The organism is Burkholderia stagnalis (assembly GCF_902830275.1).
In the GTDB taxonomy this organism is placed as follows: Bacteria; Pseudomonadota; Gammaproteobacteria; order Burkholderiales; family Burkholderiaceae; genus Burkholderia; species Burkholderia stagnalis.
This window is the reverse complement of the sequence record NZ_CADESW010000007.1, coordinates 1-22,753: the sequence shown is the minus strand read 5'-3', so window position 1 is coordinate 22,753 and position 22,753 is coordinate 1. Positions and strand designations below refer to the sequence as shown.

Genomic DNA, 22,753 nt, shown 5'->3' with positions numbered 1-22,753 from the left:
CAGCGTCATGCGAGAAATGGCCGCGGATCTTGAATTTGTCGAACGTCATCCAGGTTACGACACGCTGAATAATCCCAGGCGGCTGACCGTTGCCGAATTGATGCCGATCGGCTTGACGTGGCGGTCAGGCGGCGTTCGGCATGCGGTTACCAGCCAGGCCGGAGTAGCCGGGAGGCTCCTGGGCGATGCCAGTGGGATTGCAGTCGTGGAAGCGCCATATGACCTCGCGACAAATTGCGCCTATATCGTCAATGCAGACGGCTCGTTGCGAGCGCGCATTCCGGCACAAATCGGCGCCGACCGTGTCGCCTTTTACGACGTGATCGATTCGGGAGGTTCTGTTGCGTTTCTTGCTGCGGCCCAGGGAAAAGACCTTCGCATCGAAATTCGCGAGACAGATGGCGCCGTGGTTCGTGTTGAGGAAAGCAGGTAGGGCAGTCTGCTGGCGGTGTTCCTGGATGTCATGAGTGATGTGGAAGACTGATCCGGCCTATCGTCCATGAAATTTATTTCGTCGCTTTTTCTGCTTGTGTTTCCGCTACTTGCCATGAGCGAGTCAATTTTCGGCACGCTGGACAACACTCACGTCACGCTCAATACGGCCACGGTCGTCGGCCTGCGCTTGGCTTTCGCGGACTTTGAAAAGAGCGGACAGGACATCAACAACTTCGAGGTCACGATATCCGAGCTCAAGGCATCGAATGGCGAAGGGGTGGACGGGAAGGATGTCATTGGCGTGACTTTCCTGGCAAAGCTGATTCCCGGGAAGCGCGGGCTTGGCAATGCGAATCGTCTCGGGCAATCGATCAACTACGTCATCTCTCCGGAAAGCGGGAAGATTCTCGGGGTATACGGAACGAAGTGATCGCAAGACGGGCGGCACTTTGCAAATGGTCGCTGGCGGCCGAAGCTGGAGACCATGATCGTGATTGCGAACTTGACGACGCTACTGGATGTTCTTGATATCGACGTCGTGACGCAGCGCCTGCAGCAGCATCCCGGCGACATCATCCTCGAACAACGCGTATCGATCCCCGAAGCCGACGTCTTGTGCTGCCGCTACAAAGGCGAGCGGTTCAACGTGAAATTCGATCTCGACTACGGGGTGTTCGTCGACCGGATCGGCGCATTGTCGGACAGCGACATGGCCGAGATTGTCCGTTTACTTGTTGCGTGAACGAGGGAACACGAATGTCGGTAGTCAATTGTTCGGTACATGGCCGCGCCAGCGGCGTCCTTCTGACGCGCACCGCGGCCGCGGTGCTATACGGCGATCGCGATCAATGGGCGGCCGCCAGCCGGCTCGTCGGGTTGACGCTCGAAGACGACGGCATGGAATGGCGGTGCTTCATCCTTGAATTGGACGGACCGACGTTCGTCGAGCTGGGCGCGGTGCGTGACGCCGACGGAAACTACCGCATCACCGGCGAGGACGCGGCGTGGGCGGCGCTCGACCTGATGACGGCGACGTGCGACGGCTGCCTGATGGAATTGAAACAGACGCAGGAAGACGCGCGCAGCGGAGATCGATGATGGGGCCGGTGCTGTGTCATCGTCACGGGATCCGGTTTTTCAAGCGGGCGTCGGCCGGGATTGCCGCGTGTATTCGCACGCGCGGGCAATTCGCGCCCGGCGAACTGGCCAAGGTATCGCTCGACCGGCCGAAGGGCAGCAAGATCGCGTGGATGCTGCGTGCGGATCTCGATGCGCATCAGGTCGAGGCGACCTGCGTCGACAACGTCGCGCATGTGACCGCGTTTCCGCAGATCGCCGCGCTCGAGCGCGCGTGGACGCTTGTCTGCCCCGCGTGCCTCGACGAGCTGCTGGTGAGGTCCGGTGAGGTGCCCGATGCACCGACGTCGGAGAAGCAGGCGTTCGATACGTCGGTGGTGGCCGAAGGGGTGACGTGCAGCGGGTCGCTCGCGCAGTGCGAGCTGCATGGGTTGATCTTTCCGACGCGATCGTCGCCGGACGTCGAGGAGGCGATCCTGACGATCGACGTGCTGCGCGAGGTTCGCGTGGTTCGGGTCGTCGATGCGTCAATGGAGCATGCGCCCGTGTACTGGTTCGACGAAGCGTTTCTTCGGAAGGTATTCGGGCCTGGTGTCGAGATCGCCGATTCGACGTTCCGGCTGGAAAGCCGGGCGGATTTCGTGAAGCTCTGGAATGCGGGGGAGCGGGTTTGTCCGATCTGCTTGCGGGAAGTGTTGCGGCGTAGCGGCGTGGTGAGTGCGGATACGCCGGCGTGATGGGCGTGCAAAGACGATGACATCCTCGTTCATGACACCGGCGCCCTTGTGTGCCGAACTCGACGCGATCCTGCGCAATGAGCTGCGGCTCGGCAACGCGGTGCAGGAAGGGCCAGTGCGTGCGCAGTGGCCAAGTGAGGATTCGGTGTTTGCGGCGTTGCGTGACGATCTTCATCTTTCGGCGATCGCGCTGCCGCCTCATATCAAGCACACGGTCTGCGCGGATCCGCATTACGGGTGGCATGACGAATGTTTCTGCGAGCTCCATCGGCATCTGCTGGTTGCTGGACAATCCAGGCCGCCGAGGCCATGACATGAGCAACCAAGGCAATCGCATGACGCATCGGCGTCTCGTCACGGACTACGCGATCATCGAACGTCGGCCAGGTTACGACGCGGCGAACAATCCGCTGCGATTGACCGTCGCGCAATTGACGCCCGTCGGCGTGACGTGGCGGGCGGACGGCGTGCAGCATGTCATTCGCAACGAGTCGGGCGTGATCGCCGTCGTCGAAGCGCCTTTTGATTCGTCGGCCAACTGCGCGTACCTCGTCGACGCGCACGATTCGTTGCGGAGAAACGTGTCGGCGGGGAGCGTTGTGGAACGTCTCATGTTCTACGACGTGGTCGAATCGATGAACGGCGCGGTTGCGTTTCTGGCTGCCGCATGTGGAAAAGATGTCTGGCTCGAGGTGCGGATAGCCGATGGCGCGGTGACGCGGGTCGTGAATATCCGGCAGTGAAAGCGAATGAAAATTCTGTGCCGGATGTGTGAAGCGGTATGTCCTGCGGCGCGAATGACGTGAGTTGTGGATAGCGGCGGCAGAACAGTGTGAAAACGCTGTGAGCGTCACGTAATTGGGCCAACGGTTCGATTGCGATTTGAGTAGCGGCTGCCCGAAGTGGCCGTCGAGGTACGCAAGACAGCCAATCCTGCCGCTCGAGTTGTGGACAACCCCGCCCAAGAAGAATCGAAAATGCTGTGCCCGGCTCCATCGCAAGCATGCGACGTCTTCGGTGACGAGCCGACCGGCGTGCTTCGCCGGTCGACGCTGAAGCGTATCGGAAAAAACGTCAGGAGAAATTCGACGTCGCACTTTCGATATGGTGAGGGAGATAGCCTGCCGCATCCGCGCCTTTCAGGCCGCCGGCGCCGAGCGCTGCCGTGCTCGCGGCAAAGTGGGCCGCGCCATTGCGCAGGAAGCCTGCATTGGCCGCAATGGTGTCGGCCGTTGTCGCCTCGCCCGGCTTGTTTGCGTAGCTGTGCTCCAGCGCCGAGAGTTTTTCCATGTTCTCGGCCGTGGCCGGCTGCTTGCGCAGCGCCTGCATTTCCGCGCTTTCCGAGCCTGCCACGACCTTCGGCGAAACACCGGTCGTCGCTGCGAAGAATGATTTGGCGGTGTCCTGCACCTGGCCGACGGTATGCGGTGCTAGCGGCGGCAGGCCGCTCAACTGCGGATTGCTCGAGCGCGGGCTCGACGGCGCGGGGGTGCTGCCTTGCGGGCTGGAGCCTTGCGACTCCGTCGTGTATGTCGGTTGGACATGGGAACTGCTCGAGGTGCCTTGTACGGGCACGGTTGAACTCCATCGATCGATTAACGTGGCGGCAGGACGCGCGATGGCCCCGCCGTGTCTGAACGGCCTTCGTCGAGCGGGCGTTCGGTCACGTCGTGACCAGCAAAACCAGCTCGATGAGGCGCCAATCGATCTTCGAGGCGCGAGCGATCCCGTCCGCGAGCGATGCGAAGCCGATGGAACGGAGCAGAACGGCGGCGACGTGACAACCGACGTGTGGAAATCGACCCCAAAAGCAGTCTGAAACGCTGTGTGTGGTATTGTGCGCGGCCGCGCGTGTCCGGCAGGCGCCGGTTCTTGTCGAAGAGACTGCTTCAGTTCAAGTGCGAATTGCTGGCGCGTTGTCGGTTCCCTTGTGGATAACCGACCGTCAAAACGACTCGGCGCGCTGTGAATCGCAATGGTGAGGAACGACGGACGAGGTCGAGTGCGCCTTGTTATTCGGTACTCGCAGGGCCTTTTGGTGCCGATGAACGGGCGGTTTCGATTAATGCGCAAGCGGCCGGATGTGTTGTGGATATCCGCCAGTCAAACCACTCGAAACGCTGTGCCAACCCCAAGGTGAGACTGAGCGCGTTCGGCAGAAAACAGCGTGCCGTCGATCCCGTTGTGGATATCCGACTCGCAAAACACTCGAAACGCTGTGTGTTTATGAGGTGAGGGTGATCGCTCCCACTCAATTGTGGACAACCGGCTTCCCGAGCGAGTCGAAACGCTGTGCAATCGAATGGTGAGAGCACACGCATCTCTTTGAATACATTGCGTTATTAGCGTTCAAGCCGTTCGCCGCATGTAGCGCGCCGATCACGTCTGCTCATCGAGCGCACGCGCGACGGCCTTCTCGCCGAGGCTATCCGCTTTCCCGACCACCGCATAGTTGAGCCCATGCCGCGACCCATAGCGCGCGAGCAGCTCGCCGTCGACGCGTTCGCCGGCTGCGAGCAGCCGATGCGCGGATTCGGGCGGTCGCACGTAGAAGCTCAGCTTGCGCCCTGCGTCGTCTTCATAGAGCACCATCGCCGCGGCCCCTCGCTCGGTCGCGAACAGACGCCCGCCCACCGGCCGAAACCCCGCCGCGCTGAGATCCGGCAACTTCGCCCCCGCCCCGACCCGACTGGTGAGCCAGATCTGCAACTCGCCCGCACTCGTCGGCGTGACGTCCACGCGCGCGCTGCGATCGACCACCATCAGCTTGTATGCCTCCACGGCATCGCTCATCGGCGCGACCGGCGACGGCGCGTTCCATCCACGTGCCTGCCATCCGCCGAACGACCCGATACCGATGCAGAGCACGAACGACGCAGCCATCGCAAACCGCATCCGCGAGCGTTCCGCGCGCCGCGCCCGAATCGTCGCCGGGTCCAGCGCCGGGTTCTCATACGGCGGCGCCACGCTCGCGAGCGCCGCCCGCAGCCGCTGCGCGTCCTGCCGCCAACGCTGCACCTGTTCGGCGCGGTCCGGATGATGCGCGAGATAGCGCTCGACGGCGGCGCGTTCGTCGTCGTCGAGGCGGCCGTCGACGTACGCATGCAGGTCGTGTTCGTCGGGAGGAATGTTCATTTCATCAAGCGAAGCGAAGGAGCGGGGATCTCGCCGTCGCCGAGCCGGCGCAGCGCCTGGCGCGCGCGGGAGAGCCGCGACATCACGGTGCCGATCGGCACGTCGAGCAGGTCGGCGACTTCCTGGTAGCTGAAGCCCTCGACCGCGACGAGCAGCAGCAGGCTGCGCTGCTCGTCGGAGAGGCGGCCGAACGCTTCGAGCGTCGCGCGCGCGGCCACCTCGCGTTCGGCGGACGGCCAGTGCGGCTCTTCCGGTTCGTGGAGGCGGCCGAGCAGCCACGCGTAGCGCTTCGCGCTGCGTTTGCCGTCGAGGAAGCGCCGATACAGGATCGTGAAGAGCCAGCTGCGCAGCGACGCGTCGTCGCGGCGGCTCGACCAGCGCGACAGCGCGCGCTCGAGCGTCGACTGCACGAGATCGTCCGCCGCGTGGACGTCGCGGGTCAGCCAGAGCGCGAAGCGGCGCAGCCTGGGGATGAGTTCGCGCAACGCGTCGTCGTCGAGGGCGGTGGAGGGCATGGCCTTGCCGGTTGCCGAAAGGGTCGTGATGCCGCGTAGGACGCCGGCGGGCGCCGCTTATTCCATCAGCATACGAGAAATTTTTCATGGAATAAGGTGGCGCGGGCGGCGTCCTACGCGGGTTAGACAATGACCTGACGGTCGGGAGTGACTTTCATGGAGCGATCTTCTTCCTCTTCTTCGCCGCAGCGCGAGCCCGGGCGCGGGTGGTGGCGCTGGGCCGTGATCGGCGGCGCGGTGGCCGGCGTGGCGGCGGCGTTCGGGTATGCGGGCGGGTGGCTCGCGCCGGCGCGGCTCACGCCGCACCGGCTCGTCGACGCGTTGCAGACCAACAGCGGCCTGCATGCCGGGTTCCGGCGCAATCACGCGAAAGGCGTCTGCGTGAGCGGATACTTCGAAGGCAACGGGGCCGCGAGCGCGTATTCGGTCGCGCCGTTCTTCAAGGCGGTGCGCACGCCGGTGGTCGGGCGGTTCGCGCTGCCGGGCGGGAACCCGTATGCGCCCGACAGCAGCGTGCCGATCCGCAGCCTCGCGCTGAAGCTCACCGCGCCCGACGGCGAGCAATGGCGCACCGGGATGAACGCGATGCCCGTGTTTCCGGTGACGACGCCGCAGGCGTTCTACGCGCTGACGGTGGCGACCCGGCCCGATCCGAAGACGGGCAAGCCCGATCCGGCGAAGGTGAAAGCGTTTTTTGCCACGCATCCGGAGACGGCGGCGTTTAGCGCGTGGGTGAAGGGTGCGAAGCCGAGCGCGAGTTACGTCACCGAAAGTTATTACGCGTTGAATGCGTTTTACTTCGTCGACGCGAGCGGCAAGCAGCAGGCGGTGCGGTGGCGGGTCGTGCCGGCGCAGACGGCCGGCGCCGGGGATGTTGCGACGGCCGCGGATCCGAATGTGTTGCAGGAGGATGTGACGCGGCGCATTGCGGGCGGGGCGCAGAAGTGGAAGCTGCTGGTCACGCTGGCGGAGCCCGGCGATCCGGTGGACGACGCGACGCAGGTCTGGCCCGCGCAGCGGACGACGATCGATGCGGGGACGCTCGTGCTCGATCGGGTGGTGCCGCAGGACAGCGGGCCGTGCCGGGATGTGAATTACGACCCGACGGTGCTGCCGCGGGGGATTGAGGTGTCGGGGGATCCGCTGCTGGCGGCGAGGTCGGCGGCTTATGCGGATTCGTATCTGCGACGGACCAGTGAAGAGGCTGGGGTGGCGGGGGCGGCCAGGTTGAGTGGGGAGGGACGGTGATGAAGACGCGTTTTGGGTTGCCGGCGAGGGTGCTGCATTGGGGGATGGCGGTGATGGTTGTCGCCATGCTGTTTATTGGGGTGGGGATGGTTTCGTCTGTCTCCGAACGGCATGCGGTTTTGGTGGCGATTCATAAGCCTTTAGGGATTGCCGTGCTGGTGCTGGTTTGTGTGCGGATCGTTGTGCGGTTTTTGTCGAAGCCGCCGGCGTTGCCTGAAGATTTGCCGGGGTGGCAGAAGGTTGCCGCGCATGGGTCGCATCTGGTGCTGTATGCGCTGATGGTTGCCATGCCGCTGATCGGGTGGGCGATGCTTTCAGCGGGAGGGTATTCGGTGACGCTGGGTGGTGGGGTGCAGTTGCCGGCGATTGTGGCGGCGGATCCAGTGGCGTTTGCTTGGCTCAGGGTCGCGCATCGGGTGTTGGCTTATCTGTTTTTCGCTACCTTTCTCGCGCACTTCGCGGCGGCGCTTTATCACGGGCTGATTCGGCGGGATGGGGTGGTTAGGGCGATGGTGGGGAGGTGACGACGGAAGGTTGCGTTCTGCCGCTGTGACGGTTGTTGAAGGTGGCCGTTGAAGAATCGCGGCGGTCTCTGAGCCAAGGAATGGCGCATGCAGACTCGCTGAACGTTGGTCTAACCACCAAAGCAACAAGGGCCGCGTAACGCGGCCCTTGCTTGTTACGCCGGCTGCTCTGCCTCGGGATGCTGATGGTAAGGCTGCTCCCGCTGATTAAGCTGGCTGTAGTCGGGCGTGATGGTGATTTTCCGGGTGACGTGGTTGATGCTGAGGAAGACCCGGTCGCCCGGTTCGAATCCGAACAGCTTGAAGTGCATGTCGACGACGTGCATCCATGGCAGGTATGGCCAGCCTCTCTTGGGCCGGTCAGGCGAGTTGCGGAGCATCATCGCAAGGATGGTGTTCGGCTTGCGAGGTTTGCGCTTCTTGGGACGTGACTTATGATTGGCGTCAGCCATGGTCAACTCCTTGGTCGAGTTGGTTGTGGTCAGCGGGTCGTATGGGTGGCAGCCCATGCGGCCCGCGCTTTTTGCGGTGGTGCTGTTTGAGTTTACGGGAAGAAAAGCGTTCGGTGAGGGCCTCGCGTGCGGATTAGCCGAACGGTATAGAAGGCATTGGCCGTCTCGAATTCTGTGCTGTCGAACAATTGTGAGGCGGGGCGGCTGTTGGCGAAATCGTCGGCGAGTGACAAGGAGATTGCGTGTCGTCGTTGAAGCGGATGTTCGAGCAATTTGTGAGAGAACGTCAGAACAGGCGTATCGAGCGAGCCCTGCTTGAAGAACACAAGGAAGCAGCGGTACGACTCTTCGATACGAATCTGGATGCCTTGCGGAAGCCCTTCGCCAGCACGCCAGCGACGCTTCAGTCCACGCCTCTCCCAAGCTATCCAGGGGCCATGTGGATGGGGCACATTGGCATCAATGCGTTTAGCGTGACGCAGGATATCGAGGTCGAACAGTTCCCCGTCTATTTCAATCTCGTGGCTGCGGGCAGGGAGCGAGTAGGGCAACACCAGTTCGTGAGCGATGGATCGACTCATACATTCTTTGGCAGCGCTGATCGCTGCTCCGGAAAGAAGGTCAATTTGCTGACGAACGATATCGAACTTGTTCGATCAGTTTCGGTATCCGAATTCAATCCGCCACCGCCGTGGCTTGCGTGGTACGAACTCGGCTCGCTGATCTACAACCTGCAGGGTGATGCGCAGTCTTGGTATGAGAATGTGTGGGATCGGTATTGGGAGAGTCTGAGTCTGGCTGAACAGGACGCGTTTATCGAAGTGCAGCGAACGTCGGCCAATGCATACTTGACTGAAGAAGAGTGGGGGGAATGGCTCGCAGCGATCCGAACAAGGGACGCCCGGTATCTTGAGCGGTTGAAGATGGAGTATGAGAAGGAAAGACGTTGAGACTGCGCAACATGAATTAGCGGAACAGCATATAGGGCAATAGAAATTTATCAACAAGAGTGCGCGACGAGAAGTGAGTGCGCAAAGAATACGAAGAGTCAGAATTTCAAGCCCTGTAATTGGGACGTGTCTCCCCCGCCGTCGGTAGCCGAAAATATCAAATGACTGCGCGACTCTTTTTATGAGATGAGTTGTGCCCTAATATTCGGATCTAAGTCTGTCCGATGGAACCTACGCTGAAGGCACAAAAGAACTTCGCGAACAGCGTCATTACCGTCAAATAGGTTTCCTAAAAGAGGATCTGCTATCAGGAGGTCGACTTGAGTTCCGGAACATTCTCGACCGAATTTTCGGCGTTGACCGCCGGAGATCGCCATCGCTTTTATCGCCTGGAAGTTCCGCAAGCGAGAAGCGCGGAGCAATCGGACGTGTTCGAATTTCACGGTGTTCGCGCAATTGGCGAGTCGACAAAGTACGTCATTTGCTTTACGCACCCCCGCCCGGATCTGTCTCGCGCCGAGTATCTGAACAAGCCGGCCACGTTCGTGATCCAGCCACCACATGATCCGATGCGCACGCTTCATCCCGAGCCGCGGCGGCGCGTCCAAGGCGTGATCACCGGCTTCGCACGCGTGTCACATAGCCGAGACGAAACGACCTACGAAATCACATTGGAATCGCGTTTGGCGTTGCTGCGCAATACGCCAAAATGCCGATTCTTCCTCGACATGAGTTTTCCGCAGATCATCGAACAGATTCTGCGGGAACACGAATTCGGGAGATTTCTCGCGTCGTTCGAATTCAATCTGTATCGGGACTACGGCAAACGGCCGTTCATCATGCAGTGGCAGGAAGACGACCTGACCTTCATCACCCGCCTGTGCCGTCGATCAGGCATCTGGTTTGTATGCGAGGAAGGCAAGCATTGGGAAAACGTGCGATTTGGCGATGACCTGACGCACTACCGCCACCCCCCATCCTTGACCGTGCCGTATGAGGAATACGGCGGGATGCTCAGCAACGGCATTGAATCGGTCAGTACGCTATCGATGCGCTCGACGACGATCCCCGCGCAATATCAGGTGCGGGACTACAACCCGAACACCGCGTATGCGCCGATCGATGCCACCAATACGATTCGAGACGACCCGACAACCTACGGTGATGCCTTTACGTGGGGTTCCTCCCACCAGGCACAAGAAGATGCTGCGCGCGAAGCGCTGTTGCGGAGAGAGGCAGCGTTAGCCGAGCAGATTCAGTTTCACGGTAGCGCCAACTTGCTCGACCTGACGCCGAGCAGTGTGCTCAAACTTTCGAATCACACGCTTGAAGAAGCGAAACATGGACTGCTTGCTGTACGCGTAGTTTGCAGCGCGTCACGCAAGCAGGCCTACCGAGTCGAGTTCGATGCGATTCCGTCAGATCGGTTCTATCGTTTGCCACTGCTCGAGCATGCGTGGCCGAAGGTGCAGGGAACGATTACCGGACGTATCGCAGCAACACCGAAATACCGTGGACCATATCTGGATACGAAAGGCCGGTATGTCGTCCAATTGCATCTGGACATGGACGACCGTGTACCAGGCCTGAACAGTTGCGAGATGCGGCTCGCGAAGCCGTTCGCCGGGCCGAATCATAGTGGCTTCCACTTTGGTTTGGTCGAAGGCACTGAAGTCACGGTGGCGTTTCACAACGGGAATCCTGATTTCCCGTATATCAGTCAAGTCTTGCATAACTCGGAAGAGCCGGATCCGATCGTGGCCGGCTATCCATGGGGTACGCGCAACACGATTCGTACCAGATCGAACAATACGTTCGAGATGGATGACCGTGAAGGAAAAGAACACATCAAGGTCGCGACTGAGCATGGCAAATCGCAGCTCAACCTGGGCTATACAGTCGATCGAGATAACCGGACGCGCGGCGAAGGTTTCGAGTTGCGTACGGATATGCAAGGCAGTGTGCGTGCCGGCGGTGGTGTGTTCGTATCTGCGGATAGTCAGCCGGCGGCGAAGGGCGTTGCAGCCGATATGCGCCCCGCGTCAGATCAGTTCAGGCTGACTCAGGCCGAAGTTCAACAACTAGCCGAATTGGCGCGCACGGCAACGGCAGAAGTCGCTGACTTGAGAGCGGAAAACGCGTGGCTGCGCGAGGCCTTCTCGGAACTGCAGCAGTCCGTTATAGCGTTGTCCGCGCCGAACGGCATTGGCATGGCGACACCCAACCGGGTGATGGTGTCAGCGGGCAAGGACGTGAGCGTATCTGCTTCGGGCAGGTTCAATGTGAGCGCAATGCGCAATATCGTCATGGCCGCGAAGAATGTCGTCTCCGTGTTCGCCCATCAGATGGGAATCCGCTTGCTGGCAGCGCGCGGCAACGTGACGATCCAGGCTCAAAGCGATGGGGTTGACATCGCGTCCAGGCAAGACACGTCCATTCGTAGCACGTCAGGCCGGGTGGTGATCGAAGCGAAGAGCGAAATTCTGCTCAAGTGTGGCGGCTCGTACATGCGCATCACACCCAACAACCTGACGAACGCGACGCTCGGGGACTACGTCGAAAAGGCGGTCGCGTGGGAAAAGCGCAACCCTGACGGCACGATGAAAAAGGACACGTTACCTTTTTCGACGGATGTGCCCGACCTGCACCAGCATGGTTCGCGATTCTCTGGCTAATTCAATTCAGTGATCCAACCTTATGACTGCACCTGAAAAAAGTAGTCCGGCGCCAGCCTCGACGGCGAACGCTGCATCGCCACAGGACTGGCGCTATCCATTTCCCGATAAAGAGCGCAAGGAGATCACCGATCCTCAGGCGATCTATTCTGCACTCGGTTTGATGGACGATGGTTTCTTCCCGCTTGGCGTAAATGGCTTTCCACACGGTGGCGTGCATTTCGGTCGTGGCACATCAGCGAGGTTCGATCAGGCGGGCGGCGTTCGCGCGATCGCGAACGGAATGATTGTTGCGTACAAATTGGACGACGCCTATAAGCAGCTGAAATTTACGCAGGATTCTCGATGGTCGATGTACTCGACCGGATTTGTCCTGGTTCGGCATGAGATGACGATGCCGCCGGCGCCGGGCAGTACAGGAGCGCAGCCGCCCGACGAAACGTTGACGTTCTTCAGCCTGTACATGCATCTGGCGGATTGGCAATCCTATGAAGTGGAGGGCGCGCTCGCCAGGCCGGGATGGTGGCCCGTGCCGGTCTATCGAATCGGCAACAAGGAGCAACAGGAGGACGGCGGCCAAGCACCGGGAGCGTTCGTTTGCAGCGAGCCGAAAGCCGCACCCAAGAAAGGTCAATTTACCGGCGGGCAGCATGTCGGTTTCCTGCCTGAGGGAAGCGAAGTCACTGTTGGTGAGAAGCGCGGCGAATGGGGGCACATAAAGGCCATCACGTCCGGCGGCATGATTGCTGCCAGAAGCGGCGCGGCGTTCGGATTGGATGAAAGGAGCGCTCCGTGGCTTCAGCCGGACGGCGACTCGCGCGAAGAGACAGCTCCGCGGATGGCCGAAGGTGAATGGGGATGGATCTATCTGCCCAATCAACAGGCGACGACGGCGCCCGGTGCAGTGGGAACAGTGGTTGTCCCAACGCAGCCGATTCCGGTGCGAGCTGGCACGCTGCTTGGACAGATGGGCGAATACCACGACTATGAGCGCTCTACCCCGTTACCTCCCGTTCCAGCGCGGCAATTGCTGCATTTGGAGGTGTTTGCTGGTGACGATTTGAACGGCTTCATCGGTAAGAGCCGCGCGCGGGCTGCGCAGTTGGGCGCGAGCGGGCGCACGATCCTGGTTGTCGACGCGGGGACTAAATTGGTCGAGCGTGCGCCGCCACCGGATACGAAACTGGGAAATGGTCCGCCGATCACCGTCGCAAAGGAAACGGCGAGCAGCCCGAAGACCGGCCCGTGGATACAGATTCAGACATTTCACGTTCAGCATGGCATTGCCAGCAAAGTTGACAGCCCAGTCTGGATCGAGCGCAGGAACGCCGACCGATTGGCGTCGCCAGTCGGATTGGCTGCTTGGTGGCGATTTCCATTGCAACTTTCACAGGTCGCGAAGCCTGAAAACGGAAGCCTTGTCACCTTTCCACGTGCCCAGCTCGACGCGATCGAGGGCGATAGCAAGGCAATCGACGATCGCGGGGTGAAATGGTGGCACCTGCGCGTCGGTACCCGTGACGGTGGAGAAGCATGGGGCTGGATTTGTGAAAAAGAGCATCCGGGGACGCGCTGGGAAAACCCTTGGGCATGGCCGGGCTTCGAGATCGTGGACGCGACTGGAATCAATATCGCGGACGCGTTTCGACGCAATCTGATAGTCACCGGGTCGGCGCATTGGAAGGAACAGAAGGAATTCGAGCCGTCAGCGGAAGCAGTGAGCAATAGCGCGCTGCTCAAGCGACTCGAGCAGACGGTGAGCCGGCTGCCAGCGCCGGATGGGCGTAAAGACGAGCAAGCCAGGAATGAGGGCCAGGTGGTGACAGCTCGCAAGCTACAGCAGGCGATGAGTCGACGATGGCTTGCGAGTGAGTTGAGCCACGTCATTCTTCGGTACGAAAGCGAGTGGAGTGGCGATATGAGCCGGTGGGAAGCGCTTACCCCGCTCATGCGCAATGCAGCTGAGAACTGGCGGTGTGAGCTTCAGAGGATTCACGAGCTGCAATGGTGGAAGGCGGTTGAGGGGAAGATCGAGCGGCTTCCTGGCGGTGCGATCGTCAATCATATTCATCCGGTGGCGTTGATCGGGAATTTCGCTCTATCTTGCTTTCCACTTGACAAGGCACTTGAAATGGCGTTGCTTATTACGGGCTCATTCGAGGGGGAAAATAGTACGAAACTTCGTTATGACGCTGTTGCAAATAATTTCGATGGCATGGGAATGTCATTCGGGATAGTGCAATGGAACTTCGGCATGGGAACGTTGGGACCCGTTCTGTTGGATATGGTCGCTGCCGACGAGGAAGCATTTAAGTCTTGCTTCGATACGACCTCGGACTACGAATCGTTGGTGGCTGCACTGCATTCGAGCAAAGAAGTGCAAAAAGAGTGGGCTATCGGAAGGCAGCAGGCTAATCAATCTGGATGGGATGCATCATTCAAGAAAATTGGAGGTGTGGATAAATTTAATAAAATCCAATTGAAACATGCTGCGACGTACAACAAATACGTTATGGTCTGCATCAGATGGCTTCGTGGCGTTAGCCACGAGCTAATGGAAAGGATTGAAGTTCAAACCTACGTTGCCCTATATGATTTGTGTGTGCAGCAACAAACCCTTAATTCGGCTCATGCGGAGATCAAAAGTCGCGTGGCGGCAGAAAAGCCGAAGACTCAAAAACAATTGATGATTATCGTAGTTGAGGAGCGTTCGAAGAAGGCAAATCCGCTATATCGAGAAGATTGTCTAAGTCGGCGCAGAGGGATCTTGGAGCAGCAAGATTTTACAGTGCCACGCCAACCGAAACCGGTGACCCGATCCAATGTCAATTTTTCAGCTCTTAAAGAAATTGCAAATGAATTCGTCTGCCAGCTATAAAGGGGTGGCGGTACTTGGCGTGGCTATTGCGTTGATTTTGAATTATTCGTCGATCGCAAATGCCAGTGGGCCAGGTGTCGATTATGTGTGTGATGGATACGAGTGCAGCAAGTCAATTGAAACATCTTCAACCGATGCTAATCCTATCTGTGAGGATTCCAATTTGGTTGTGTCTTGGAATCGAACGCGTCCGTCGTACTATATGGTGACGTGTAGTTGTAACTGCACGATGCAATTGAATTCAAATTGGCTTGTGGATAAGAAAAATGGAAATATCTATGGTTTTTTGGGGAGGAATATAAATTTGAGTTTCCTGGGCCAGGTTGACGGGGCGACGGAGGTTCCAGATCGATTTGCTCCTGTCAAACTATGTAGCGCGCCGAAAGATTATCAAGATAAATCGAATCTGTTCGCTCTTTTACATAAGCGGCCAGATGACACTGTGTCGCCGTATTGTTACGAAGTTACCTTTGTGAGGCGGATCAACAACAAGATTGTCTTACATGGAGAACACGGAGAGATAGTGCCCAGTAATGAGGGGTACTGGATTTCGACGATCGAAGAATGGCGGAAGAAGAAGTTGCATTCTATTGTTAGGCGTATAGTTGGTGAAGATGGATGACCTACAGGTATAAGGATGCAGCGTTGATACGCTGAGCATTGCACGCAATACAGACCCGATAGAACCCGCGGCATGCTTATCGCCTGGTGAGTCGCTGATTGTAAGTAAAATATTTTATGAGACTCGCTGATCAAAATGCGTTGTACCTGAATGGTATAGGGAGGGCGCGAGAGGGTATTAAGAAGATTTCCCCTTTTGTTGAGTGGGGGAGGTCGACTGTCAATGGTGTCCAGTCTGATCTAGAATTTAAGGCGGTTGAGCGTGATTACAAGATGCTACTCGGCAAGTGAATTTTGAAATAAACTTGGATGGTGGTTTAGGCGACGACTTTCGATCGTTATTCGATTTCTAACAGGATCCAATATGAGTCAACGCTATGACATTTTGGACGGCGACACAACAACGGCACGCGGCCAAGTTATCGCAACCAGTCGCGCCGAGAGGATGAACGACCGCGCTGTCGCATATGAAGGCGATCCGGTTATATGTAGGACGTGCGGAACTACCGGCCAAATTGTATGTGTTGGCCCCCGCTGCTTGAGCCGTGGTCCGGACGGACGGCAGCAGGCGCTGAATGGCGATTGGTGCGTGTGTCAGTGCCAACCGGCGCCGCTGCTCATTCAGTCTCAAGACGCGTCGAGTACCTTGTCGTAACTGCGTGGGGACCTGCTTCAGGCACGTGAAACGACCATGCTCGAGGTTGGGCGTATGCTCTTTGCCAAGTGGCAATCGGCTGGCGTTTGATGCCTACACCCGCTTGTCGTACCAGCTCGTTGTTTAGGCCAGTGCAACAAGGTGTCGGCGCGCAACGAATTTGCCTAGGCAGCGTGACCGATAGGGGCTCATGGCGAGTTGACCTCGCCACGAAATCACTGGTTACCTGGTTCGGTCTCGCTAGCCGATTGGTCGGCCGGCAAATTGTCTTGCCAAGCGGCATACGTAATCGTCGTTCCTTTGAGTCGCCACGAATTCCGCCCATTGTCCGTTCTGCCCAAGACCGTAGCGGAGGCGGCACTGGGACTGACGAAGTTCACATCCCGTGTGAAAACCAGATGGGAGCCGTCCGCCGACACTTGTAGAGAACCGAATTTCTGCAAACTCTCTCGCAACTGTTGATATGAATGGGGCTGCCCCGTCCAATCCAATCGTGCCTGCGACTGCGCGAGAATGGTGAACGAGCTGCTACTTTTCCGTGCCACTGCGGCGAGGCCGTGCTTGGCACTTTCCAGCTCGAAGTAGATGCCATCGCTGTCCGATGACAGTTCGCCCAGCAATTCCTTAGAAATTTCCGACTTGCTCTTGCGGTCCTCCAGACGCCAGTGCGTCTCGAACACCTTCATCACCGAAGCCTGCTGTGCTTGCATGATGTCCACGGTCCATTCCGAATGCTGCAGCACTTGAGTTGTAAGAGCGAAGCCGGAAACACCGCCTTTGGTGAAATAGGAATTCTTCTTCCAGGAAAACTCTCGATTGCTCGCGGAGCTATTCTTCTTGCGGCTCAGTAGCACGAGGTTGCCAAGCCGATGGACCCAGCTTTGATAGATTTTCGTATCGGGAACCCACGTCGCCCATTGGCTGTTCGGCGCGGGCTGTTGGGGCATCACATGTTCGACCGAGACGACCTCGTGTTCGTACACCGCGGAGCCATCGGACAAAAGACGGTCCAGGCGCAAGAGCAACAGCGCTACGGCACGTGCGGAGTGCGTGTCATACAGCGGGCCGCTCAGCACCGAATAGGCGTCGTATTGCTCACTCGGAGAAAGTTGCAGCGGCGATGCCTCGGCGAACAAATTTTGGCCGTTTTCGATGGCGCCCGTTAATGTAGAGAAGCGTTCAATACGACCATTAACCCCAATTTTTCGTGCGAGCATCGAATACGCAAGGCGTTCGAGGTCGCGGAAGAAAGCCAACATCCGGGCCGGCTGCTCGGAATGCCGCACGTAAAAGGCCAAGGCAGGCGGCAACCAGTCCTTGAATTCCAGCTTGTTAAGCCAACGCAGGTGCTCGTTTACGAGCTCCGCATGCAATGTGCTGGCGTAATCGGCGTCGGAGAGCGCAGCGAGCGCTCTCGCCATCGGTAGAAGCACAGTGTCGACAAACGTCTGCGGCTCAGTTGCCTGTGTAACGTGCTCCTTGAACTCTTTCAGCAATGTCCCTTGCGGCTTGGCTTTGCGGTACACCATTCGGATATGGCTGAATAGGTCGCCGAACTCGTCGCGCCCCAAGTCCTCCTCAGCGTCTTCCCATTTTTTTGTGTACGTCTCACGCAGTCCAGATTCGATGCCCCCAATGATTTCCGCCTTCAAAATATCCGTAGCGCTCAAATCGAGGCCGCGACTATTGAGAACTCCAAAAATGCGATATGCGGAATCGAGGTCTGGAGTAGCTACGGTGACGAGATAGCAACGTGTGATTATGAACTGGACCAGCCTTATTAGCTCGGATTCATCCAAATCCGACAGCCCGTTCATGAAGACCCGGGCGTTTGCTCTCAACCGCTCCTGCGCGCTGGGTAGAGTCGAATTCAACTCAATGAGTTTGGTGAGGCCGTCTTCGTGTTGGATGTAGTGACGGAAGAAATCTCTGTCTCGTTCGCGCAAAGACAGGCGGTAGCTGGCTTCGGTGGCCGAGACGACGTCTCCGTGTTCGTAAATACGTTTCGTGATACCGGTCTGCACCGCACGGTCACTGATTGTGGCTCTAATTGCGGAAAGAAGCAGTGTCAGCGTGGTCAAGCGCTGCTGGCCATCGACAACGGTGGCGTCAGGCGATGCTTCGCCCTTTATGAGTACGATGGTGCCAAGAAAATACGGCACACCATCCCCGAGTTGCTCCGGGGACACTTCGAGCGCACTCAGCAAATCGTCCAAGAGCTCCTGCGCCTGGTCGCTCCCCCAGGAATAGGGGCGTTGATAACCTGGGATGGTGAATACATACTCATCGCTGAAAATCTTCTGCAGCGTTTGTTCTTTTGCAGTGAGCGTATGCGGCACGTGAAATCCCCGGCAAATAATTTGAAGTGTCTTGAGTTTGCCAATATACCGGCTTTCTCGGAATCGTAGCTAGCGGCGCACCTCGGTGGTGGCGCGTCGAGCGTGCGATGAAGTACAGCGTTATAAGCCGGCTCCTTGGGGGCATCGGACCGAGCATGATGTCGACGCAGGACTTTGACTCGAAGTGCAACCAAGATCCGCAATGTCCCCATCTATTCTGTATCTGCTCACTATTGAGCAGATACTCGTCTTGGTGAGGTCGTCGAGACTGAGGGCACTCAGACAGACTTCTTTGCATTCTGGCTTGCTAGATGCCCCGCTGCGTGGGGGGGCGCGTGGAGAATTGAAATGAACGCGTCCCACCCGAGACCGTGAGAGCAAAGGAAGTGGGTGGATCCTCACGGGCCAACGGCATCGAAGTGCCCAAGTGGAAAATGCAAGCATTTCCCGGCAACCGGAGGATCCACGATGAACAGTATGGCAGTGGGCGTAGACATCGCCAAGAACGTGTTCCAGGTGCATTACGTTGGTCAGGCAACAGGAGAGATCGTGAACAAGCCGGTCAAGCGGGCGAAGTTTCTGGAGTACTTCGCGAACCGTACGTCGTGTCTGATCGGGATGAAGGCATGTGGTGGGGCTCATCACTGGGCGCGGCAACTCAGACGGATGGGTCACGAGGTCCGGTTGATGCCGGCGGAGTTCGTGAAGGCGTTCAACATTCGCAACAAGAGCGATGCGGCCGATGCGCGGGCGATTTGGCTGGCGGTGCAGCAGCCGGGCAAGCCGGTAGCGGTGAAGACCGAGATGCAGCAGGCGATGCTGGCGCTGCACCGGATGCGCGAGCAGTTGGTGAAGTTCCGCACGATGCAGATCAATGGATTGCGTGGGTTACTGACGGAATACGGTGAGGTGATGAGCAAGGGGCGGGCGAGGTTGAACGAGGAAATACCCGCCGCGCTTGGCCGGATTGCGCAGCGGCTGCCTGCGGCGCTGATCGATACGTTACGCGAACAATGGAACGGGCTGGCCCGACTCGATGGGCAGATAGCCGAGATCGAGCGTCGGATGCGCGAATGGCAAAAGGATGACCGGGCAGTGAAAGCAGTCAGCGCGATCCCGGGCGTGGGAGGCGTCCATTCCATTGCCTCGCCCACGAAATGACGGATAGGTCTTATAGAGCTGCAGCCCATCCTGTCTGTCGGAACACACGAAAACTGTTGCAAACGGGACGCGTTCATATAGCACCTCATGCGCCCCGCGCCATTTGCCGTGCTGCAGTTTGTCTAAGGGAAGCACATCACTTGATGGGTACGCGTCGTGCAGAATAGCCGAACGGTATAGAGGTCACCAACGGCTTCGAATACCGACCGTTGGCACACTTTCGGGTCCCCATTACCGAAGCCAAGTCACAGCACGCCGGTTCTTGGGTATTGCGGAAATAATGCAAAAGGCAGTACATTTGCGTCACTTGATTGACGAGACGCCGCCATGTCACGCCTGAAGGACGAAACCCTTTCTATCCGGACCTCTGCCGACATCAAGCAGCTCTTGCGTTTGGCGGCGGAGCGCGAGCGACGCTCTGTCGCGTCCATGATCGAAATTCTGATCTTGGAGTACGCCCGAACGCATGAGCTAAGGCTGGATCACCCAGGTGATGAAATCGCCAAAGGGAGCGCCTGACGTGGCTCCGATGGGCTACCAAGGGCAAACCCACTCGATAAACCAACGGGCGATCGACGGTAGGAACGAATTCATGACCTCAACAGAAAATCAGATCGAGCAGGAGCTGATCACCAAACTTGGTGACCTCAAGTACAGCTATAGGCCCGATATCCGCGACCGCACCGCTCTCGAAGCCAACTTCCGCGCGAAGTTTGAGGCGCTAAATAGGGTACGCCTGACCGACAGCGAGTTTCAGCGCTTGCTCGACAGCATCATCACTCCTGACGTCTACAACGCCGCCCAGACGCTGCGCAACATCAACAGCTTCGAGCGCGACGACGGAACGCCGCTGAACTACACCCTCGTCAATATCCGCGACTGGTGCAAAAACGACTTCGAGGTGATCAATCAGTTGCGTATCAACACTGACAACAGCCATCACCGGTACGACGTGATGCTGCTGATCAACGGTGTGCCGGTGGTGCAAATCGAGCTGAAAACGCTGGACGTCAGCCCGCGTCGGGCCATGCAACAGATCGTCAATTACAAAGGCGCCCCCGGCAACGGGTACGGTAGGACGCTGCTGTGCTTCGTCCAGCTCTTCATCGTTAGCAACCGCGCCGATACCTGGTACTTTGCCAACAACAACGCGCGCCACTTCAGCTTCAATGCTGATGAACGATTCTTGCCTGTTTACCAGTTCGCGAGCGAAGACAACAAGAAGATCACGCAACTGGATAGCTTTGCCGAGAAATTTTTGGCCAAGTGCACGTTGGGGCAGATGATCAGCCGCTACATGGTGTTGGTGGCCAGTGAGCAAAAGCTGCTCATGATGCGGCCATACCAAATCTACGCCGTGAAGGCCATCGTGGACTGCATCCACCAAAACTGCGGCAACGGTTACATCTGGCACACCACCGGCAGCGGCAAGACGCTTACCTCGTTCAAGGCCTCGACTCTGCTCAAGGACAACCCGGACATCGACAAATGCTTGTTCGTGGTGGACCGCAAAGACCTAGATCGTCAAACCCGAGAGGAATTCAATCGCTTCCAGGAAGGTTGCGTCGAGGAGAACACCAACACTGAAGCATTGGTGCGCCGCCTGCTGTCTGACGACTACGCAGACAAGGTCATCGTCACTACCATCCAGAAGCTGGGGTTGGCACTCGACGGCACCAACAAGCGCAACTACAAGGAGCGCCTTGAGCCACTGCGGAACCAACGCATGGTGTTCATCTTTGACGAATGCCACCGATCGCAATTCGGAGAGAACCATAAGGCCATCAAGGAGTTCTTTCCCAATGCCCAGTTGTTCGGCTTCACCGGAACGCCCATCTTCGAGCAGAACGCCAGCTATCAACAGGTCGAGGGGCAACAGGCCAGCTACCGCACCACGGACGACCTTTTCCAGCGCTGCCTGCACCAGTACACCATCACCCACGCTATCGAAGACCGCAACGTCCTGCGCTTTCACGTGGACTACTTCAAGCCCGAGGGCAAGAATCCGCCCAAGCCTGGCGAAGGCTTGGCCAAGGCCAAGGTCATCGAAACTATCCTCGCGAAGCACGATGCCGCCACTAACGGGCGCAAGTTCAACGCTGTACTGGCCACCGCCCGCATCAACGACGCTATAGAGTATTTCGAGGCTTTCAAAACGCTTCAGGCCAAGAAACTGGAAGAAGACAACACCTTTCAGCCGCTGAACTTAGCTTGCGTATTTTCCCCGCCCGCCGAGGGCAACAGGGATGTGCAGCAGATTCAGGAGGACCTGCCGCAGGAAAAGGAAGACAACCAAGAGGACCCGGAGGGCAAGAAAGCCGCACTCACCCGCATCATTGCCGACTACAACGCTCGCTTCGGCACCAACCACCGTATCGGCGAGTTCGATCTGTACTATCAGGACGTGCAAAAACGCATCAAGGATCAGCAATACTCTAATGCCGATCTGCCGCACACCCAGAAGATCGACATCACTATCGTGGTGGACATGCTGCTTACCGGCTTCGACTCCAAGTACCTCAATGCCCTGTACGTGGATAAGAACCTCAAGCACCATGGGCTGATTCAGGCTTTCTCGCGTACCAACCGCGTGCTCAACGACAGCAAGCCCTACGGCAACATTTTGGACTTCCGTCAGCAGCAAAAGCCCGTGGAAGAAGCCATTGCACTCTTCTCTGGAGAGAAGATCAACAATCCGCGCGAGATCTGGCTGGTGGATCCTGCACCCGAGGTCATTGATAGTCTGCAGACGGCCATGCAGAAGCTGGCCGATTTCATGCAATCGCAGGGGCTAGCTAATGCGCCGGAAGAGGTGGTTAACCTCAGGGGCGACGCAGCGCGCAGCCAGTTCGTCAATCTATTCAAGGAAGTGCAGCGCTTCAAGACCCAGCTCGATCAGTACACCGACTTGAGCGAGGAGCAAAAAACGCAGATCAGCCAGATCACGCCACCCGAGCAGTTGCAAGGTTTCAAAGGCGTGTATTTGGAGACCGCCAAACGGCTCAAGGAGCAGCAGGACAAGGAAGGCGACCAGGCTCTGCCCGAGGTGCAGCAACTTGATTTCGAATTTGTGCTCTTCGCTTCAGCCGTCATCGACTACGACTACATTATGGGGCTGATCTCCCGCATGACGCAGGAGAAGCCCGGCAAGCTTACCCTTAACCGAGAGCAGCTTATCGGCCTGATTCAGTCCGACGCCAAGTTCATCGACGAGCGAGAGGACATTTGACCTGCCCCCGGTTTTAGTCCGAACTGCAGTTAGAGTCCGAGGTTAAAAACTGCTGCTTCGCGTCGTGCGCCCGGGCGAACTGCGCAGGCGTCAGATAGCCGAGCGAACTATGAGGCCGCTCG

The 22,753-nt window shown here is 58.2% G+C and carries 21 protein-coding genes and 1 pseudogene; 17 read left to right on the top strand and 5 right to left on the bottom strand.

The features are described 5' to 3' along the window. Positions 1–7: 7 nt before the first annotated feature. The 7 genes from HWY45_RS14415 (at position 8) to HWY45_RS14385 (ending at position 2,992) form a co-directional block, all read left to right on the top strand. On the top strand, positions 8–433 hold the full coding sequence (locus HWY45_RS14415) for a hypothetical protein (RefSeq protein ID WP_150998242.1): 426 nt from the start codon (positions 8–10) through the stop codon (positions 431–433). Positions 434–499: 66 nt separating this feature from the next. After that, positions 500–865, top strand: coding sequence for a hypothetical protein (locus HWY45_RS14410; RefSeq protein WP_230942454.1), 366 nt, complete (start codon positions 500–502; stop codon positions 863–865). Positions 866–919: 54 nt separating this feature from the next. After that, the gene (locus HWY45_RS14405) at positions 920–1,177 is read left to right on the top strand and encodes a hypothetical protein (protein WP_150998244.1); all 258 of its coding nucleotides are present in this window, start codon (positions 920–922) and stop codon (positions 1,175–1,177) included. Positions 1,178–1,191: 14 nt separating this feature from the next. Further along, positions 1,192–1,533 (top strand): hypothetical protein, encoded by a 342-nt coding sequence (locus tag HWY45_RS14400; RefSeq protein ID WP_059883172.1) that lies wholly within the window; start codon positions 1,192–1,194, stop codon positions 1,531–1,533. Then, positions 1,530–2,249 carry a hypothetical protein gene (locus HWY45_RS14395; RefSeq protein ID WP_060293858.1) on the top strand — a complete coding sequence of 240 codons (720 nt, stop codon included), beginning with the start codon at positions 1,530–1,532 and terminating at the stop codon, positions 2,247–2,249. Before HWY45_RS14400 ends, HWY45_RS14395 begins: the two co-directional genes overlap by 4 nt. A 16-nt stretch (positions 2,250–2,265) precedes the next feature. After that, positions 2,266–2,562, top strand: coding sequence for a hypothetical protein (locus HWY45_RS14390; RefSeq protein WP_230942453.1), 297 nt, complete (start codon positions 2,266–2,268; stop codon positions 2,560–2,562). Further along, complete coding sequence (locus tag HWY45_RS14385; protein WP_155634913.1) at positions 2,492–2,992, top strand: hypothetical protein; 501 nt, start codon at positions 2,492–2,494, stop codon at positions 2,990–2,992. Before HWY45_RS14390 ends, HWY45_RS14385 begins: the two co-directional genes overlap by 71 nt. A 331-nt stretch (positions 2,993–3,323) precedes the next feature. Here the strand turns inward: HWY45_RS14385 and HWY45_RS14380 are convergent, their stop codons facing one another. From HWY45_RS14380 to HWY45_RS14370, 3 genes are all read right to left on the bottom strand, one after another. Then, positions 3,324–3,701: a hypothetical protein gene (locus tag HWY45_RS14380; protein WP_059883165.1), complete on the bottom strand. Its 378-nt coding sequence runs from the start codon at positions 3,699–3,701 to the stop codon at positions 3,324–3,326. A 927-nt stretch (positions 3,702–4,628) separates the two neighbouring features. Beyond that, entirely contained in the window at positions 4,629–5,384 is a 756-nt protein-coding gene (locus HWY45_RS14375) for an anti-sigma factor family protein (protein WP_059883163.1), read from the bottom strand. Then, complete coding sequence (locus tag HWY45_RS14370; protein ID WP_017334692.1) at positions 5,381–5,899, bottom strand: sigma-70 family RNA polymerase sigma factor; 519 nt, start codon at positions 5,897–5,899, stop codon at positions 5,381–5,383. The genes HWY45_RS14375 and HWY45_RS14370 overlap by 4 nt, the downstream gene beginning before the upstream one ends. A gap of 156 nt (positions 5,900–6,055) precedes the next feature. Between HWY45_RS14370 and HWY45_RS14365 the strand changes: the two genes are divergently transcribed. Both HWY45_RS14365 and HWY45_RS14360 read left to right on the top strand, forming a co-directional pair. Further along, positions 6,056–7,147, top strand: coding sequence for a catalase family peroxidase (locus HWY45_RS14365; RefSeq protein WP_059883161.1), 1,092 nt, complete (start codon positions 6,056–6,058; stop codon positions 7,145–7,147). After that, positions 7,147–7,671, top strand: coding sequence for a cytochrome b (locus HWY45_RS14360; protein ID WP_059883159.1), 525 nt, complete (start codon positions 7,147–7,149; stop codon positions 7,669–7,671). Before HWY45_RS14365 ends, HWY45_RS14360 begins: the two co-directional genes overlap by 1 nt. Positions 7,672–7,826: 155 nt before the next feature. Here HWY45_RS14360 and HWY45_RS14355 read toward each other — a convergent pair whose 3' ends face one another. Next, positions 7,827–8,123, bottom strand: coding sequence for a hypothetical protein (locus tag HWY45_RS14355; RefSeq protein ID WP_059883176.1), 297 nt, complete (start codon positions 8,121–8,123; stop codon positions 7,827–7,829). Between the two features lie 242 nt (positions 8,124–8,365). Between HWY45_RS14355 and HWY45_RS14350 the strand changes: the two genes are divergently transcribed. From HWY45_RS14350 to HWY45_RS14330, 5 genes are all read left to right on the top strand, one after another. After that, a complete protein-coding gene (locus HWY45_RS14350; protein ID WP_059883157.1) occupies positions 8,366–9,073 on the top strand; it encodes a hypothetical protein in 708 nt (235 codons plus the stop codon). 320 nt (positions 9,074–9,393) lie between these two features. After that, positions 9,394–11,748 (top strand): type VI secretion system Vgr family protein, encoded by a 2,355-nt coding sequence (locus HWY45_RS14345; protein WP_081069812.1) that lies wholly within the window; start codon positions 9,394–9,396, stop codon positions 11,746–11,748. A gap of 22 nt (positions 11,749–11,770) precedes the next feature. After that, positions 11,771–14,626, top strand: coding sequence for a lytic transglycosylase domain-containing protein (locus HWY45_RS14340; protein ID WP_150998246.1), 2,856 nt, complete (start codon positions 11,771–11,773; stop codon positions 14,624–14,626). Then, positions 14,604–15,248, top strand: coding sequence for a hypothetical protein (locus HWY45_RS14335; protein ID WP_150998249.1), 645 nt, complete (start codon positions 14,604–14,606; stop codon positions 15,246–15,248). Before HWY45_RS14340 ends, HWY45_RS14335 begins: the two co-directional genes overlap by 23 nt. A gap of 363 nt (positions 15,249–15,611) precedes the next feature. Continuing rightward, positions 15,612–15,902: a PAAR domain-containing protein gene (locus HWY45_RS14330; RefSeq protein WP_081069811.1), complete on the top strand. Its 291-nt coding sequence runs from the start codon at positions 15,612–15,614 to the stop codon at positions 15,900–15,902. Between the two features lie 215 nt (positions 15,903–16,117). Here the strand turns inward: HWY45_RS14330 and HWY45_RS14325 are convergent, their stop codons facing one another. Further along, on the bottom strand, positions 16,118–18,241 hold the full coding sequence (locus HWY45_RS14325; RefSeq protein WP_059883150.1) for a DUF4357 domain-containing protein: 2,124 nt from the start codon (positions 18,239–18,241) through the stop codon (positions 16,118–16,120). 468 nt (positions 18,242–18,709) lie between these two features. On the opposite strand from HWY45_RS14325, the pseudogene HWY45_RS14320 reads away from it, so the two are divergent. From HWY45_RS14320 to HWY45_RS14310, 3 genes and pseudogenes are all read left to right on the top strand, one after another. Continuing rightward, positions 18,710–19,369 (top strand): annotated as a pseudogene (locus tag HWY45_RS14320) (IS110 family RNA-guided transposase); the annotation flags it as partial. A 360-nt stretch (positions 19,370–19,729) separates the two neighbouring features. Next, positions 19,730–19,921, top strand: coding sequence for a hypothetical protein (locus HWY45_RS14315; protein WP_059883148.1), 192 nt, complete (start codon positions 19,730–19,732; stop codon positions 19,919–19,921). Between the two features lie 73 nt (positions 19,922–19,994). Then, complete coding sequence (locus HWY45_RS14310) at positions 19,995–22,631, top strand: type I restriction endonuclease subunit R (RefSeq protein ID WP_230946928.1); 2,637 nt, start codon at positions 19,995–19,997, stop codon at positions 22,629–22,631. Positions 22,632–22,753 lie beyond the last annotated feature (122 nt).